Consider the following 16,793-nt stretch of genomic DNA (forward strand, 5'->3'; position numbering starts at 1 on the left):
CAGGCGGGTGGTACAGGTCGACGGTCCCGGCGTTCGCGTCCGGCCTGTCACGCCACGGGCCGGAGGGCCGCGGCAGGCTCGGGGGCGTCTGGGGCGGAGGCGTGCGGGGCAGCGGGGGGCGGCGGGGGTGGTTCCGACGGTAGGCCCAGGGACTCGCGGGCCGCGTGGACGTGTCGTAGGCCCTCCTGGGCGGTGCGGGTCACCTGCGCGTACTCCGTGGCCGTACGGGCGTCCGTCAGCAGGGCGCGGGCGGCGCTGTGGCACGCGGCGGCCCGGGTCAGTTCCCGGCCCGCCGTCTCGCCGGCGCTCGCCCAGACGGCGGCGCCGGGCGGGACGAGGCTGCCGCCCAGCCGGATCAGCCAGCGGTTGGCCTCGGCCTCCGCGTCCAGCCCGGAGGTGCCGCCGTCCGCCCGCGCCGAGCGGCGCAGTGCGACGAGCGCACCCACCGACCCGGCGATCAGCAGCACCGAGAGCGCGATCGCGTATCCCATGGCTTCCTCCCTGCCTTGCCCTGCCCGGCCCGGAGGCCTCACCTGCGCTGTCACCCCCATGAGACGACAGGCTTCTGTGCCGGCCCCTCGGGATTCCTGTGGGCCTCCGGTGAGGGTTCCAGGCCGGGCGGGCGGCGGGGGTCAGCCGTCGTGGGTCTCGTCCGGGGAGACGCCGAGCGTCAGGTGGGCTTGGACGCCACGGGCGATGCGGTGGCGGTCGTAGGAGAGGTGGAGCAGGCCGCCCTCATGGCCGTTGCCGGGGTAGATGGTGTCCTCGTCGAGGGTGGTGCGGGGGGTGGTGTTGCTCGCGTACGGCTCCACGTCCGCCGACAGCAGCACCGACGTCTCGTCGAAGAACAGCTGACCCGTGTGGCAGGTGTGCCCGCCCTCGTAGCCGGCGTCGGTCCAGGCGCCGTCGACGTGCACCTTGACGTGGATGTGCACACAGCGGCCCTGGTACCAGCCGGGGAAGACGGTCCGGAAGGCGACGTACCCGTGCCGGTCGGTGCGCCAGGTGCCGCGCAGGTAGCGCTTGTCGTCGGTCGGCTCCTGGTGGCCGCCGCCACCGCCGGGCGGGGGAGAGCCGGTGGGGGTCCCCGTGGGGGCGTCCGTCGGCGCGCCGGTCGGCGGGGTGCCGCCTCCGCCGCCGCTGCCCATCTCCTCGTACCCGGAGTAGACGCCCGAGGCGTTGCAGTGCCAGATGTCCACGGCCGCGTCCCGCAGCGGACGGCACGTCTCCGCGTCGATCACCTTGAGCCGGAGCCGCAGCGGGATGCCCTCCTGGTCCTCGGTGACGTCCTGCCGGATCTTGTCGGCGTCGATGTAGTACGGGCCCTCGACCAGTTCGGAGGTCAGCGTGTAGCAGGCGTCCCCGTCCGACGTCTCCGGGACCTGGTCGGAGGCCTGCGCGCCGGCCACGAAGGCCCCGCCCATCCCGACCGCCGTCACGGCCACACCACCGGCCGCGAGGACCGTACGACGGGCCGGCCGACTTCCTTCTTCCGGTGTCTGAGTGTCTGTCATGGCCAGCGACCGTAGGCGCGGCCCGCCGGGCAGGAACATCGGAAAGAGCTGTGAATCAGGGGCCCCAAGGGAAAGGGCTCGAAACCGACGCCGGTTTCGAGCCCTTCGTGACGCCTGTGCCTTACGCCTGCGTCTTACTCCGCCTGTGCCCTACTTCGGCTGCGGCTTGCGTACCGACAGGTGGAGCTCCCGCAGGCGGGCCTCCTCCAGTTCCGTCGGGGCGCCCATCATGAGGTCCTGGGCGTTGCCGTTGAGCGGGAAGGCGATGGTCTCGCGGATGTTGGGCTCGTCGGCCAGGAGCATGACGATGCGGTCGACGCCCGGCGCGATGCCGCCGTGCGGCGGGGCGCCGAAGCGGAAGGCGCGCAGCATGCCGGCGAACTTCTCCTCGACCGTCGCCCGGTCGTAGCCCGCGATCTCGAAGGCCTTGAGCATGATCTCCGGCTCGTGGTTCCGGATCGCGCCGGAGGACAGCTCGACGCCGTTGCAGACGATGTCGTACTGCCAGCCCAGGATGTCCAGCGGGTCCTGCGTCTCCAGGGCCTCCAGGCCGCCCTGCGGCATGGAGAAGGGGTTGTGCGAGAAGTCGATCTTCCCGGTCTCCTCGTCCTTCTCGTACATCGGGAAGTCGACGATCCAGCAGAAGCGGAAGACGTCCTCCTCGAAGTGCCCGGCCCGCCTGGCGGCCTCGACCCGCACCGCGCCCATGATCTTGGAGACCTCGTCGAACTCGCCCGCGCCGAAGAAGACGGCGTGACCGGCCGACAGGGACAGGCGCTTGGTCAGCTCCGCGACGTTGTCCTCGGTGAGGAACTTCGCGATCGGGCCGGTCAGCGAGCCGTCCTCGGCCACCCGCACCCAGGCCAGGCCCTTGGCACCCAGCGAGACGGCGAAGTCACCCAGCTGGTCGAAGAACTTCCGCGGCTGGTCCTGGACCGCCGGGACGGGCAGCGCGCGCACGTGCTTGCCGGCGAACGCCTTGAACTCCGAGCCCTCGAAGACGTCGGTGATGTCGACGAGCTCCAGCTGCGCCCGCAGGTCCGGCTTGTCGGAGCCGTACTTCAGCATCGCCTCGCGGAACGGGATCCGCGGGAAGGGCGAGGTGACGTGGCGGCCGCCGCCGAACTCCTCGAACAGCTCGGTCATGAGCTGCTCGATGGGGCGGAAGACGTCCTCCTGCTCGACGAAGCTCATCTCGACGTCGAGCTGGTAGAACTCGCCCGGCGAGCGGTCCGCGCGCGCGTCCTCGTCACGGAAGCAGGGCGCGATCTGGAAGTAGCGGTCGAAGCCGGAGATCATCAGCAGCTGCTTGAACTGCTGCGGTGCCTGGGGGAGGGCGTAGAACTTGCCCGGGTTCAGGCGGGAGGGGACCACGAAGTCGCGGGCGCCCTCGGGGGAGGTGGCGGAGAGGATCGGGGTCGCCATCTCGTTGAAGCCGAGGGCCGTCATCTTGTGGCGGATGGCGCTGATGACCGCCGTACGCAGCATGATGTTCTTGTGCATGCGCTCGCGGCGCAGGTCCAGGAAGCGGTACTCCAGGCGCCGCTCCTCGTTGACCCCGTCCTCGGTGTTGATCGTGAACGGCAGCGGGGCCGCCGCGCCGAGCAGTTCGACCTCGCCGACCTCGACCTCGATCTCACCGGTGGGCAGGTCCGGGTTCACGTTCTCGGCGCCGCGGGAGACGACCTTGCCGTCGACGCGGATCGTCGACTCCTTGGAGACCTTGTCCAGGGCCTCGTAGGCCGCGGTGCCCGGACGGGCGACCAGCTGCGTGATGCCGTAGTGGTCGCGCAGATCGATGAAGAGGATGCCGCCCAGGTCGCGCCGATTGTGCAGCCAGCCACTCAGCCGGACGTCGGTGCCGACGTCAGAGGCGCGGAGCTCGCCGCAGGTGTGGGACCTGTACCGATGCATCGTCGTTCATCCAGTCTTCGCGAATGGGGGCCGTGTTTCACGTGAAACTCTCCCCAGGGTACCGGCCGGCCCGAGATCGCCTCTCCACCATTGAGCTCTCCCCGGCCCCGAGCGCGGAGTGACGGGCGGCACTCTTCGGCTGTTCAGTGGCACGCACCGATCACCTGTTCATAAAGTGGGGCAATGCGCACTGGCGAGCCCCTGCCCGCCGTGGGGGAGGTCCTCGCCGCCCTCGCGACCGGCCTGTGGCACTGGGACACCGCCACCGAGCTGGTCACGGTCGACGCCGAGGCGGCACGGTTGCTCGGGCTGCCCGCCCGGCAGACCACCCTCACGGAGGCCCAGGCACGGTCCCGGCTGCACCCGGTCGACTGGAACGAGATCATCAGCGTGGTCGGCCTCGCCGTCGCCGAGCGCACGCTCGCCGAGGTGCGGATCCGGGTCATGGACGAGCAGGGCCGGGTGATCCGCGTCGTCCGCTCCCGCTCCAAGCCGTCCTACGACAAGCAGAAGCAGTCCTTCCGGCTGATCGGCACCCTGCAGGAGGTCACCGAGCCCACCCCCGGCACACCGGCCGGCCGCAGCGCGGTCACCGGCGACTGGCGGCGCTCGCGGGAGGCGTTCCTGCTGGACGCGGGCCGGGCGCTGGCCGAGGCGCGGTCCACGGAGGAGGTGCTGCGGGTCGCGGCGGGCCTGTCGATGCCCGGCTTCACCCCGGACGGGCTCGCGGTGTTCGGCGCGGAGGGCGACCGGCTGACCATCGTCGGCCTGCACGGCTACCACCCCGACGACGGGGAGCCGTTCTCGCCGATGCCGCTGGACACGGACTATCCGGCGGCCGAGGTCATACGGACCGGCCGTGCCGTCTATCTCTCCTCCCCCGCCGCCTACAAGGCGCGCTACCCGGCGATGTGGCAGCTGGTCGAGAGCTTCGGCCGCGAGTCCTGGGCGTTCCTGCCGCTGACCGTCGCCGGACGCACGATGGGTGCCTGGATGGCGTCCTTCGCCTACCCGGTCGCCTTCACCCCGGACGAGCGCTCGGTGCTCACCACCGTCGCCCGGATGCTCGCGCAGGCCCTCTCCCGGGCCGGCGCCGAGGAGACCGAGCGCGCCCTGACCGACGGCCTCCAGCGCTCCATGCTGCCCAACCTGGGCCCGCGCATACCCGGCATGAGCGTCGCCGCCCGCTACGTCCCGACCGGCGGCGGCCTCCAGGTCGGCGGCGACTGGTACGACGTGATCCCGCTGCCCGGCGCTCCCGCCTCCGGAGGCGGCCGTACCGCGCTGGTCATCGGCGACGTCCAGGGCCACGACGTCCGCGCGGCCGGTCTGATGGGCCAGCTCCGCATCGCCCTGCGCGCCTACGCCTCCGAGGGCCACCGCCCCGACGCGGTCCTCTCCCGCGCCTCCCGTTTCCTGCACGGCATGGCCGACGAGGACCCCTCCGACCTGCGCTTCGCGACCTGCCTGTACGTCGAGGCCGACCCCGCCACCGGCACCCTCGACATCGCCCGCGCCGGCCACCCGGACCCGGCGATCCGGATGGCGGACGGCACGGTGCTGATGCGGCCGACGGCGGGCGGGCTGCCGCTGGGCATCGACCCGGACGCCGACTACCCCACCACGCGGATCATCCTCGAACCCGGCGAGACCCTCCTGATCTGCACCGACGGTCTGATCGAGACCGGCGGCCACGACATGGAGACCGGCTGGCGGCGCATCCGCCAGATCCTGGAGGACCACCCGGGCGACGACCTGGAGGAGCTCGCCGACGCGCTGGTGCGGGGCGTGCACGGGCCCTTCTCCCACCACACCACCGGCCCGCTCGCCGACCGGCGCGAGGACGACATAGCGGTCCTGCTGCTGTCCCGGACCGGCAAGGACGACACGGCCGCCGCCGGGCTGACGGTCCGGCGCACCATGCTCACCATCGCCCAGGCCGAACCGGAACGCGTCGCCGCGGCCCGCCAGCAGCTGCGCGAGCTCCTGCACGACTGGCCCTCCCAGGACCAGATCGACTCGGCGGTCCTGCTGCTGTCCGAGATGCTCACCAACGTCCTCGTCCACACCGACGCCGACGCGGTCCTGCTCGCGGAGGTGCGCGGCGAGACGGGTGACCGCCGCATGCGCGTGGAGGTCACGGACACCAGCGACGACCTCCCCCACAAGCGCCGCCCCGGCGAACTGGCCTCCTCGGGCCGCGGTCTGATGCTCATCGAGCTGCTGGCGGACGCGTGGGGGGTGGATCCGCGCGGGGAGGGCAAGAGCATCTGGTTCGAGCTGCGGGAAGGGACCGGCGAGTGACGCCTCGGGGTGGGAACGCCCGCGGGAGGGGCTACGGCCGCCGCGGCGCGTGGCGGGCGCGCAGTTCGTGGACGACGCCGAAGGCGGCGGCGGTGAGCGGGACCGCGAGCAGCATGCCCAGGACGCCGGCGACGGACCCGCCCGCCGTGATGGTCACCATCACCACCGCCGGATGCATCTGCACGGTCCGGCTCTGGATCGCGGGCTGGAGCACATGCCCCTCCAGCACCTGCACGGCGAGCACGACCCCCAGGGCCCACAGGGCGATCACGAAGCCCCGGTCGGCGAGCGCAACCAGCACGGCGACCGCGCCGGAGACGAAGGCGCCGAGGTAGGGGAGGTAGGCCCCGACGAACACGAGCGCGCCGAGCCCGACGGCTCCGGGGACGTCGAGCACGAGCAGGCCGACGGTGATGCACACGGCGTCGATGAGGGCGATGAGGGTGGTCCCGCGCATGAAGCCCTCGACGGCCTCGTATGCCCGTCGGGCCATGGCCTCCACGATGTCGCCGCTGCCGCGCGGGGCGAGGGTGTGCAGCAGGTCGGCGGCCTTGTGGGAGTCCCGCAGGAAGAAGAAGACGAGGAGCAGCGCGAGTACGGCCATGGCGATGGCCTCGCCGACGACGCTGACGCCGCTGATGACGTTGGAGGCGGCGGTTCCGCCGAACTTCGCGAGGAGTTCCCTGGCGTTGGCGGCGAGGTCGTCGAGCGAGGTCCCGGCCGCTCCGAAGTGGTCGGCGACCCCTTGGGCCGCGTCCTTGAGCGAGGCGACGATCTGGTCGCCGGTGTCGATGAGCGCGGCGACGACGATGTACACGGCCCCGCCGACGACGGCCACGACGGCGACGCAGGTGAGCGCGGCGGCGACGGAGCGGTGGACGCCGACCGCGACGAGCCGCCGGTGCAGCGGACCGAGCAGGGCGGTCCCGAGCAGCGCGAGCAGCACGGGCACGACGGCGGTCCGCAGCTCCGCGCACAGCCGCACCCCGACACAGCCCACCCCGGCGACCAGCAGGACGACCACGCACCAGGCCGCCAGCCGCCGTACGGACTCGGGCAGGAGCTGCATGGTCCCAGCGCATCACGGCCGGGCCGCGGCGGCCTGCCGGCCCGGGCGGAATCCGTGCCCCCCCGTGGGCCGAACGGGCCATGACGGGACACGGGCCCGGAGCCGCACGACGAAAGGTGCGGCTCCGGGCCCGTGTCGCGCCGAACGGCGGTGCCGAACGGAGTTACAGCCCGCCCTCGGTCATGCCGTGCACGGCCGGGATCGTCCCGAGCCGGCCCTTCTGGAAGTCCTCGAACGCCTGCTGCAGCTCCTCGCGGGTGTTCATGACGAACGGGCCGTAGTGGGCCATCGGCTCCCGGATCGGCTGTCCGCCCAGCAGGACGACCTCCAGGTCCGGCGTGTGGCTGTCCTGCTTCTCGTCCGCGCGGACCGTCAGGGAGCCGCCGGAGCCGAAGACCGCCGTCTGGCCCAGGTGGACCGGACGCCGCTCGGCACCAACCGAGCCCCGGCCGGCCAGCACGTACGCCAGTCCGTTGAAGTCCTCCCGCCACGGCAGCGTGATCTCCGCGCCCGGCGCCAGCGTCGCGTGGATCATCGTGATCGGGGTGTGCGTGATGCCGGGGCCCGCGTGGCCGTCCAGTTCGCCGGCGATGACCCGCAGGAGCGCGCCGCCGTCGGGGGAGGTCAGCAGCTGGACGTTGCCGCCGCGGATGTCCTGGTAGCGCGGCGCCATCATCTTGTCCTTGGCCGGGAGGTTCACCCACAGCTGGAGCCCGTGGAAGAGACCGCCGGACATGACCAGGGACTCCGGCGGGGCCTCGATGTGCAGGAGCCCGGAACCGGCGGTCATCCACTGCGTGTCGCCGTTGGTGATGGTGCCGCCACCGCCCTGCGAGTCCTGGTGGTCGAAGATGCCGTCGATGATGTAGGTGACGGTCTCGAAGCCGCGGTGCGGGTGCCAGGGGGTGCCCTTGGGCTCGCCCGGGGCGTACTCCACCTCGCCCATCTGGTCCATCATGATGAACGGGTCGAGATGGCGGTAGTTGATCCCGGCGAACGCCCTGCGCACCGGGAAGCCCTCACCCTCGAAACCGCTCGGCGCGGTCGTGACGGCGAGTACGGGTCGTGCCACGGCGTCGGCCGGAGCGGCCACGCGGGGCAGCGTCAGCGGGTTCTCGACGGTCACAGCGGGCATGTCGGTACCTCCTTGTGCGGCCAGTTTAGTTGAGCGTTGAACTTTCTGCCACCCCAGAACGCAGAAGACCCGGAGGGCATTCCCTCCGGGCCTGTTCCAGGGACCGCGCGCCTCAGCCGTACATGCGACGCATCGCGAAGTCGACCATCTGCTCGACGGCCTTCGCGTCGAAGACCATCCGGTGCTCGCCCTCCATGTCGAGGACGAAGCCGTAGCCGGTGGGCAGCAGGTCGATCACCTCGGCACCCGTGATCACGAAGTACTTGGACTCCTTGCCCGCGTACCGGCGCAGCTCCTTGAGCGAGGTGAACATCGGGATCACCGGCTGCTGGGTGTTGTGCAGGGCGAGGAAACCGGGGTTGTCACCGCGCGGGCAGTACACCTTGGACGTGGCGAAAACCTGCTGGAAGTCCTCGGCCGACAGCTGGCCGGTGGTGAAGGCGCGCACCGCGTCCGCGAGCGACGGCGGCGACGGCTCGGGGTACAGCGGCGGCTGCTGGCCGTACCCGCCGGGCATCTGCTGCTGCGGCGGAACGCCGTACTGCTGCTGGGCGGCGCCGCCATCCATGGGCTGGCCGTATCCGTACATGCCCCACAGCGTACTGACCCGGGCGCGAGGGTTCGGTCACAGATGGCCGGATCGGGGTTGCTTGTTATTACCGACGGGTAGCATCATCGTAGCTACTTGTTGGTACGTGAACTAGCGCGAGGATCCACACCGAGTGCCTCGCCGATCTCTCTAACGGAGCCGTCGCCATGGGGCACTACAAGTCGAATCTCCGCGACATCGAGTTCAACCTCTTCGAAGTACTCGGGCGGGACAAGCTGTACGGCACCGGCCCCTTCGAGGAGATGGACACGGAGACCGCGAAGAGCATCCTGGAGGAGCTGACCCGGCTCGCGGAGAACGAGCTGGCCGAATCCTTCGCGGACGCCGACCGCAACCCGCCGGTCTTCGACCCCGAGACGAACACCGCCCCGGTCCCGGCGTCCTTCAAGAAGAGCTACCAGGCCTTCATGGACTCCGAGTACTGGCGTCTCGGCCTGCCCGAGGCCATCGGCGGCACGACCGCTCCCCCGTCGCTGATCTGGTCGTACGCGGAGCTGATCCTGGGCGCCAACCCGGCCGTGTGGATGTACTCCTCCGGCCCGGCCTTCGCCGGGATCCTCCACGACGAGGGCAACGACGTCCAGAAGCACATAGCGAAGATCGCCGTCGAGAAGCAGTGGGGTTCGACGATGGTGCTCACCGAGCCGGACGCCGGTTCGGACGTGGGCGCCGGGCGCACCAAGGCGGTCCAGCAGGAGGACGGCTCCTGGCACATCGAGGGCGTCAAGCGCTTCATCACCTCCGGTGAGCACGACATGGCGGAGAACATCCTCCACTACGTGCTGGCCCGCCCCGAGGGTGCCGGCCCCGGCACCAAGGGCCTGTCGCTCTTCCTGGTCCCGAAGTACCTCTTCGACTTCGAGACCGGCGAGCTGGGCGAGCGCAACGGCGTGTACGCCACGAACGTCGAGCACAAGATGGGCCTGAAGGTCTCCAACACCTGCGAGATGACCTTCGGCGACAAGCACCCCGCCAAGGGCTGGCTGATCGGCGACAAGCACGACGGCATCCGCCAGATGTTCCGCATCATCGAGTTCGCCCGCATGATGGTCGGCACGAAGGCGATCTCCACGCTGTCGACGGGCTACCTGAACGCGCTGGAGTACGCCAAGGAGCGCGTCCAGGGCCCCGACCTGGCGAACTTCATGGACAAGACCGCGCCCAAGGTCACCATCACCCACCACCCCGACGTGCGCCGCTCGCTGATGACGCAGAAGGCGTACGCCGAGGGCATGCGCGCCCTGGTCCTCTACACCGCCTCCATCCAGGACGCGATCGCCGTCAAGGAGGCCGCGGGCGAGGACGCCAAGGCCGAGCACGCGCTCAACGACCTGCTCCTGCCGATCGTCAAGGGCTACGGCTCCGAGAAGGGCTACGAGCAGCTCGCGCAGTCGCTGCAGACGTTCGGCGGCTCCGGCTTCCTGCAGGAGTACCCGATCGAGCAGTACATCCGCGACGCCAAGATCGACACCCTGTACGAGGGCACGACCGCGATCCAGGGCCAGGACTTCTTCTTCCGCAAGATCGTCCGCAACCAGGGCGCGGCCCTGAACTCCCTCGCCGAGGACATCAAGAAGTTCCTGGCGCTGGGCACGGGCGGCGAGGAGCTGGCCGGCGCCCGCGAGCACCTGGCGAAGGCGGCCGTCGAGCTGGAGGCCATCGTCGGCCTGATGCTGACCGACCTGGCGGCCACCGAGCAGGACGTCAAGAACATCTACAAGGTGGGCCTGAACACCACCCGCCTGCTGATGGCCTCCGGTGACGTGGTCGTCGGCTACCTGCTGCTCAAGGGCGCCGCCGTGGCCGCCGAGAAGCTCCAGACCGCCTCCGCCAAGGACAAGGCGTTCTACACGGGCAAGATCGCGGCGGCGAAGTTCTTCGCGGCCAACGTCCTGCCGGGCGTCACCGGCGCGCGCAAGCTCGCGCAGGGCGTCGAGCTGGACCTGATGGAGCTGGACGAGGCGGCGTTCTGACGTCCCCGGCGTCCGCGTAGGCGCAGTTTCTTCACGAGGGGCCCGTTCTCTTCCCGGGAACGGGCCCCTCGTACGTCGTTAAGGTGAACCCATGAGCGCACCCCACCGCTTCGACCGCGGCCACACCGACGATCTCATGTCCTTCCTGACCGCGAGCCCGTCCCCGTACCACGCGGTGGCGACCGCCGCCGAGCGGCTGGAGAAGGCCGGCTTCAGACAGGTCGCCGAGACGGACGCCTGGGACGCGGAGACATCAGCGGGTTCCGCCGCGGGCAGCGGCGGCAAGTACGTGCTGCGCGGCGGGGCGATCATGGCCTGGTACGTCCCCGAGGGCGCCGCCCCCCACACGCCCTTCCGGATCGTCGGCGCCCACACCGACTCCCCCAACCTGCGGGTCAAGCCGCTGCCCGACAGCGGCGCGCACGGCTGGCGCCAGGTGGCGGTGGAGATCTACGGCGGACCGCTGCTCAACTCCTGGCTCGACCGCGACCTGGGGCTGGCGGGCCGGCTGACCCTGCGGGACGGCTCGACGCGCCTGGTGAACGTCGACCGGCCGCTGCTGCGCGTTCCGCAGCTCGCCGTCCACCTGGACCGCTCGGTGACGGCGGAGGGGCTCAAGCTCGACAAGCAGCGTCATCTCCAGCCGGTGTGGGGCCTGGGCGACGACGTGCGCGACGGCGACCTGATCGCCTTCCTGGAGGAGACGGCCGGGCTCCCGGCGGGCGAGGTCACCGGCTGGGACCTGATGGTGCACTCCGTGGAGCCGCCGGCCTACCTGGGCCGCGACCGGGAGCTGCTGGCCGGGCCGCGCATGGACAACCTGCTGTCGGTGCACGCGGGCGTCGCCGCGCTGGCGGCGGTCTCCTCCGGCGCCGACCTGCCCTACATCCCCGTACTGGCCGCGTTCGACCACGAGGAGAACGGCTCGCAGTCCGACACCGGTGCGGACGGGCCGCTGCTCGGCAGCGTGCTGGAGCGCTCGGTGTTCGCGCGCGGGGGGTCCTACGAGGACCGGGCGCGGGCCTTCGCCGGGACGGTGTGCCTGTCCTCCGACACCGGGCACGCGGTCCACCCCAACTACGCCGAGCGGCACGACCCCACGCACCATCCGCGGGCCAACGGCGGGCCGATCCTCAAGGTCAACGTCAACAACCGGTACGCGACGGACGGTTCGGGGCGCGCGGTGTTCGCCGCCGCCTGCGAGAAGGCCGGGGTGCCCTTCCAGTCCTTCGTCTCCAACAACTCCATGCCCTGCGGCACCACGATCGGCCCCATCACCGCGGCCCGGCACGGCATCAGGACCGTCGACATCGGCGTGGCGATCCTCTCCATGCACAGCGCACGGGAGTTGTGCGGCGTGGACGACCCGCACCTGCTGGCCAGCGCCCTGGCGGCGTTCCTGGCGGGCTAGCGGCCGGGGAGCCGAGGGGGAGTCAACTGGCGCCGCGCATGGGCCTTCTCCGGCCGGGTACACGGATTCCACCAGGGAACCGGATGGACCGGACAGAGAGGGACACTCATGGGCCTCGGCGGATGCATCATCCTCATCGCCGCGGGAGCCATACTCACCTTCGCGACCGACTGGCACATGAAGGGAGTCAACCTCGACCTGGTCGGCATCATCCTGATGATCGTCGGCCTCATCGGCGTCAGCACCTTCAGCAGCATCGCCCGTCGCCGGCGGGTCGTGGTCCCGCCCACGACGCCGGTCATCGACGAGGAGACCCGCACGCACACCCGGCGAGACGGCTACAGCGACGGATACGGCGTGTAAGGCGAGTAAGCCCAGTAAGGCGAGCAAGGCGAGTAATTCCGGCGCACAGGGCGAGCACAGACAACCGTGAGCATTCCGTGACCGGAGTCGCCTTGTGCGGTTGTGTGAATACCGTGAAGACTCGGGAGCCTTGAGAGCCCGGGGGGATGCACGTGCCGGGCGTGGTCCACCAGCACAACCGGGGGCTCCCGTGCTCCACTCGGCGGCAACGACCGCCGTGGCACCCGATCCGAGGCCACGGCACCCGCGCCGGCACGCCGCGCGTCGCGCCCATGCCGCGCCCGACGACTTCGACCTGCCACCGCGCCTGGTGGTGCTGATCCCCGCTCACAACGAGCAGGAACGTATCTCCAACGCCATCGAGGGCCTGTGGGCGCAGACCCGGCGCCCCGACCTCATCGTCGTCGTCGCCGACAACTGCACCGACGCGACCGCCGAGATCGCCGCCGCGCACGGCGCGCAGGTCTTCCACACCCAGGGCAACACGCACAAGAAGGCCGGCGCCCTCAACCAGGCCATCGCCTGGGTGCTGCCGCACCTGGAGGACCGCGACCTGCTGCTCGTGCAGGACGCCGACACCGTGCTCAACCCGTGGTTCAGCGAGACCGCGATGTCCACGTTCAACCGCAGGGTGGGCGCGGTCGGCGGTGTCTTCTACGGCGAGGAGGGCGGCGGACTGCTCGGCCTGCTCCAGCGCATGGAGTTCCACCGCTACGCCTGGGAACTGGAGCGCACCGGCGGCAAGGCCCAGGTCCTCACCGGCACCGGCACGATGTTCCGCGCGCGGGTGCTGCGCGAGGTCCGGGCCGCCCGCCGCGCCGGGGTCATCGGCGGCGGCAGCGGCTACTACAGCCTCGCCTCGCTCACCGAGGACGACGAGATGACCAAGGCGGTCAAGACCCTCGGCTACCGGGCCATGTCACCGGCCGGCTGCGCGGTCACCACCGAGGTCATGCCGACCCTGGGCAAGCTCTGGCACCAGCGGCTGCGCTGGCAGCGCGGGGCGCTGGAGAACCTGCGCGACTACGGCTGGACCCGGGTCACCGCGCGGTACTTCGCGCAGCAGCTCCTGATGGGCTTCGGCGCGCTGTCCTTCCTCGTCTACCTCACCTTCATGATCACGTACACGTCGCTGTACGGCTGGCCCGGTCTGTCGCCGTTCTGGACCGCGATCGGGCTGATCTTCTTGGTGGAGAAGACCGTCTCGGTGCGGCGGGCGGGGCCGGGAGCGGTGCTGGTCGCCGCGCTGATGGTCCCCGAGATGCTCTACGACCTTTTCCAGCACGCCGTCTACTTCACCTCGCTGTGGGGGCTGTTGCGCCGCAGCGAGGAGAAGTGGGTGGCCACCTAGGCCACTTGGCGACAAACCCTTGTAAACCCCTCAGAGAACCCCTCAGAGAACCCCTTCAGGAGAAGCACGATGTACGGAAGAGTGATCGGCGCCGGGACCACCGGGGCCGGAGGCGCGACGCTGGCCGCGACCGGACTGTGGGTCAACAGCATGGCGATGGTGGTGGCCGCCACGACGCTGGTGGCGGCGGGAGCGGCCCTGTACAAGCTGGCTCCGCGCCGCCGGTAGGCCCCTAGGGGTGTTGGTCCATGCCGGCGAGGATCAGGGGGAGCCGGTCCGCTCCCTGGTCCGTGAGGCGGACCGGCACGCCCCAGTCCTGCTGGTGGACATGGCAGGCCGGGTACTCGTTGGCGGGGTCGTCGTCGCAGGACGCGGCCATCGCCGAGATGTGCAGAACCCCCTCCGTGACGGCCGGGTTGAGCTCCAGCTCGCGGGAGAGGTCGGTGTCCGCGCCCTCTCCCGCCAGGAGCAGCCCGGGCGGGGTCGACGACACGAGCAGGCGGGTCGACGGGCCGTAGCGCGTGTCGAGCTTCTGGCCTGACGGGGCCTCGAAGACGACGTCCAGCCGGAGCCTGCCGGGGGCTACCTCGGTGGCCGCGCGCCGCGTGCGGTGGGCGACGGCGGGGACCCGGACCGCCTCCTCCGGCAGGCGCAGGCGGGTCAGGCGGTGGCGGGCCGACTCCACGACCACGATGTCCTCGCCGACGAGCACCGCGTCGCTCGGTTCGCGCAGGTCGGTGGCGAGGGTGGTGACCTCGCCGGTCGCGGGGTCGTAGCGGCGCAGGGCGTGGTTGTAGGTGTCGCTGACGGCGACCGAGCCGTCGGGCAGGGCCGTGACGCCCAGCGGGTGCTGGAGCAGGGCCTGGCCGGCCGGTCCGTCGCGGTGGCCGAAGTCGAACAGGCCGGTGCCGACGGCGGTGTGGACGGTCCCGTCGGGGTCCACCCAGCGCAGGGCGGAGGTCTCGGAGTCGGCGAGCCAGAGGCGGTCGGCGGTGGCGGCGAGGCCGGACGGCTGGGCGAACCACGCCTCGGGGCCGGGGCCGTCGACGAGCCCCTCGTTCGTCGTGCCGGCCGTGACGGCGACGGTGTCGTCCGCCGGGTCGTACGCCCACAGCTGGTGGACGCCGGCCATGGCGATCCAGACCCGGCCGGCGAAGAGGGCGACGTCCCACGGGGAGGACAGGTCGGTCTCGCGGGCCGGTCCCGAGGTCGCGGAGCCCTGCCACCACTGCCGGCCCGTGCCGGCCAGGGTCGTGACCTCGCCGGTGGTGAGGTCGAGGCGGCGCAGGGCGTGGTTGACGGTGTCGGCGACGACGACGGAGCCCTCGTCGAGGAGGGCGAGCCCCTGCGGCTCGTTGAAGGCCGCCGTACGCGCCGTGCCGTCCGCGAACCCGCGCGCCCCGGAGCCGATCCGCCGCACCACGCTCTCGCCGTCGGCCTCCAGCTCCACCAGCTGATGCCGGGTGGTGTCGCTGACCAGCAGGTTCCCACCCGGCAGGAGGAGGGCCTTGCCCGGGAAGCGCAGGGTGGTCGGCTCCGGCTCCGGCGCCACGTACGGCCCGTCGCCGCGGCGCAGGGTGCCCTTGGCCTCGTGCTCGGCCTCCAGCTCCGTCACCAGCCGCTCGATGGCGTGCACGTGCCCCTCACCGGCGTGCTGGGCGACGACGTACCCCTCCGGGTCGATCACCACGAGCGTCGGCCACGCGCGCACCGCGTACTGCTTCCAGGTGGCGAGCTCCGGGTCGTCCAGCACCGGGTGCTCCACCCCGTACCGCTCGACGGCGTCCACCACCGCCGCGTGCTCCGCCTCGTGCACGAACTTCGGCGAGTGCACGCCGATCACCACGACCGTGTCCGCGTGCTTCTCCTCCAGCTCCCGCAGCTCGTCCAGGACGTGCAGGCAGTTGATGCAGCAGAACGTCCAGAAGTCCAGCACGACGATGCGCCCCCGCAGGTCGGCGAGGGTGTACTGCCGGCCGCCCGTGTTCAGCCAGCCGGCCCTGCCGGTCAGCTCGGGGGCGCGGACGCGGACGCGTCGGGTGGTCGGCGCCGGGGAGGAATCGCTCATGCCCCAAGGGTGCCATCCGCCACTGACAGCCGCCGCGGGCCGTCAGACGAGCCGGGCGTCGAGGTCTGGTACGGCCCGATGCCGGATGCCGGGTGTGCGACCACGGGGCGGAGCTCGCCAACGCCGTCTCCCGGAGGGTGGTGTTCGCCTCGCACCGGGACGGCGGGCAGCGGCAGTTCGTGGAGCGGCCGGTGCCCGAGGTGCCGGACGAGTCGCCGGGGCCCCTGCTGGCGTGGGCGCAGGAGCGGCTGGGGGAGCCGCTGACGGTGGCCGACCTGGCGGCCCGCGCGGCCGTCTCCCCCGCCACGCTGCACCGGCGGTTCAGGACACAGCTGGGCACGACGCCGCTGGCGTGGCTGACGGGGGTGGGGTCCCCCACGCCTTCAAGGCAGTGGGGGAGGGTGGCGCTGGCCTGCCGGCTGATCGAGCGGGGGAGGAGCGGCTGGACGTGGTGGCGGCGCGCTGCGGCCTCGGGACGGCCACCAACCTCCGCGCGCGCGTGCGGCGTGAGACCGGGCTCAGCCCGTCGGCCTACCGGCGGCGTTTCGGACCGGCCGCCGGGGAAGCGGTGACGGTATGAGATTCCTCGTACGCGACCGGCTCCTCGGCATCGGTGACGACTACTGGATCGAGGACGAGCACGGCGAAAAGGTGTTCCTCGTCGACGGCAAGGCGATGCGTCTGCGGGACACCTTCGAGATCAAGGACACGCACGGGCGCGTCCTGATCGACATCCACCAGAAGATGTTCGCGCTGCGCGACACCATGGTGATCGAGCGGGAGGGCGACGCGCTGGCGACCATCCGGCGCAAACGGCTGTCCCTGCTGCGCAACCACTACCGGGTCACCCTGGTCGACGGCACCGAACTCGACGTCAGCGGCAAGATCCTCGACCGGGAGTTCGCCATCGAGTACGACGGTGAGCTGCTCGCCGTCGTCTCGCGGCGCTGGCTGCACGTGCGCGAGACGTACGGCGTCGACGTCGTCCGCGAGGACGCGGACCCGGCCCTGCTGATCGCGGTGGCGGTGTGCGTGATCCACCTGGCGGAGAAGGAGCGGGAGGAGGACTGAGGGGCGGGGT

Annotated in this window: 14 protein-coding genes and 1 pseudogene; 8 read left to right on the plus strand and 7 right to left on the minus strand. The window is 71.4% G+C overall.

Annotated features, from left to right (window positions below; all coding sequences use genetic code 11):
• Positions 1-47: 47 nt before the first annotated feature.
• The 3 genes from ACYF6T_RS15775 to aspS form a co-directional block, all read right to left on the minus strand.
• On the minus strand, positions 48-491 hold the full coding sequence (locus tag ACYF6T_RS15775; RefSeq protein ID WP_461696840.1) for a hypothetical protein: 444 nt from the start codon (positions 489-491) through the stop codon (positions 48-50).
• A gap of 141 nt (positions 492-632) precedes the next feature.
• On the minus strand, positions 633-1,514 hold the full coding sequence (locus tag ACYF6T_RS15780) for an intradiol ring-cleavage dioxygenase (RefSeq protein WP_461696842.1): 882 nt from the start codon (positions 1,512-1,514) through the stop codon (positions 633-635).
• Between the two features lie 150 nt (positions 1,515-1,664).
• Positions 1,665-3,428, minus strand: coding sequence for an aspartate--tRNA ligase (aspS, locus tag ACYF6T_RS15785; RefSeq protein ID WP_461696843.1), 1,764 nt, complete (start codon positions 3,426-3,428; stop codon positions 1,665-1,667).
• Between the two features lie 183 nt (positions 3,429-3,611).
• Between aspS and ACYF6T_RS15790 the strand changes: the two genes are divergently transcribed.
• Positions 3,612-5,732 (plus strand): SpoIIE family protein phosphatase, encoded by a 2,121-nt coding sequence (locus ACYF6T_RS15790; protein ID WP_461696844.1) that lies wholly within the window; start codon positions 3,612-3,614, stop codon positions 5,730-5,732.
• A gap of 31 nt (positions 5,733-5,763) precedes the next feature.
• Here the strand turns inward: ACYF6T_RS15790 and ACYF6T_RS15795 are convergent, their stop codons facing one another.
• The 3 genes from ACYF6T_RS15795 to ACYF6T_RS15805 form a co-directional block, all read right to left on the minus strand.
• Positions 5,764-6,801 (minus strand): AI-2E family transporter, encoded by a 1,038-nt coding sequence (locus tag ACYF6T_RS15795; protein WP_461696846.1) that lies wholly within the window; start codon positions 6,799-6,801, stop codon positions 5,764-5,766.
• A 163-nt stretch (positions 6,802-6,964) separates the two neighbouring features.
• Positions 6,965-7,936, minus strand: a complete 972-nt coding sequence (locus ACYF6T_RS15800; RefSeq protein ID WP_461696847.1) for a pirin family protein — start codon at positions 7,934-7,936, stop codon at positions 6,965-6,967.
• A 112-nt stretch (positions 7,937-8,048) separates the two neighbouring features.
• Positions 8,049-8,525 (minus strand): SseB family protein, encoded by a 477-nt coding sequence (locus ACYF6T_RS15805; RefSeq protein ID WP_461696849.1) that lies wholly within the window; start codon positions 8,523-8,525, stop codon positions 8,049-8,051.
• A 167-nt stretch (positions 8,526-8,692) separates the two neighbouring features.
• Here ACYF6T_RS15805 and ACYF6T_RS15810 point away from each other — a divergent pair, with 167 nt between their 5' ends.
• From ACYF6T_RS15810 to ACYF6T_RS15830, 5 genes are all read left to right on the plus strand, one after another.
• Complete coding sequence (locus ACYF6T_RS15810) at positions 8,693-10,519, plus strand: acyl-CoA dehydrogenase (RefSeq protein ID WP_461696851.1); 1,827 nt, start codon at positions 8,693-8,695, stop codon at positions 10,517-10,519.
• A 91-nt stretch (positions 10,520-10,610) separates the two neighbouring features.
• Entirely contained in the window at positions 10,611-11,930 is a 1,320-nt protein-coding gene (locus tag ACYF6T_RS15815) for a M18 family aminopeptidase (RefSeq protein ID WP_461696852.1), read from the plus strand.
• 108 nt (positions 11,931-12,038) lie between these two features.
• Positions 12,039-12,293, plus strand: coding sequence for a DUF6458 family protein (locus tag ACYF6T_RS15820; RefSeq protein WP_461696853.1), 255 nt, complete (start codon positions 12,039-12,041; stop codon positions 12,291-12,293).
• A 217-nt stretch (positions 12,294-12,510) separates the two neighbouring features.
• Entirely contained in the window at positions 12,511-13,644 is a 1,134-nt protein-coding gene (locus ACYF6T_RS15825; RefSeq protein WP_461696854.1) for a glycosyltransferase family 2 protein, read from the plus strand.
• Positions 13,645-13,713: 69 nt separating this feature from the next.
• Complete coding sequence (locus tag ACYF6T_RS15830) at positions 13,714-13,872, plus strand: hypothetical protein (RefSeq protein WP_461696856.1); 159 nt, start codon at positions 13,714-13,716, stop codon at positions 13,870-13,872.
• 4 nt (positions 13,873-13,876) lie between these two features.
• Here the strand turns inward: ACYF6T_RS15830 and ACYF6T_RS15835 are convergent, their stop codons facing one another.
• Complete coding sequence (locus tag ACYF6T_RS15835) at positions 13,877-15,712, minus strand: NHL domain-containing thioredoxin family protein (RefSeq protein ID WP_461696858.1); 1,836 nt, start codon at positions 15,710-15,712, stop codon at positions 13,877-13,879.
• Positions 15,713-15,810: 98 nt separating this feature from the next.
• Here ACYF6T_RS15835 and ACYF6T_RS15840 point away from each other — a divergent pair.
• Both ACYF6T_RS15840 and ACYF6T_RS15845 read left to right on the plus strand, forming a co-directional pair.
• Positions 15,811-16,292 (plus strand): annotated as a pseudogene (locus tag ACYF6T_RS15840) (helix-turn-helix domain-containing protein); the annotation flags it as partial.
• Positions 16,289-16,783, plus strand: a complete 495-nt coding sequence (locus ACYF6T_RS15845; protein WP_461696859.1) for an LURP-one-related/scramblase family protein — start codon at positions 16,289-16,291, stop codon at positions 16,781-16,783. The pseudogene ACYF6T_RS15840 and the gene ACYF6T_RS15845, both read left to right, overlap by 4 nt.
• The last annotated feature ends 10 nt before the right edge of the window (positions 16,784-16,793 follow it).

The sequence above is a fragment of the Streptomyces sp. 7R007 genome (assembly GCF_054850255.1).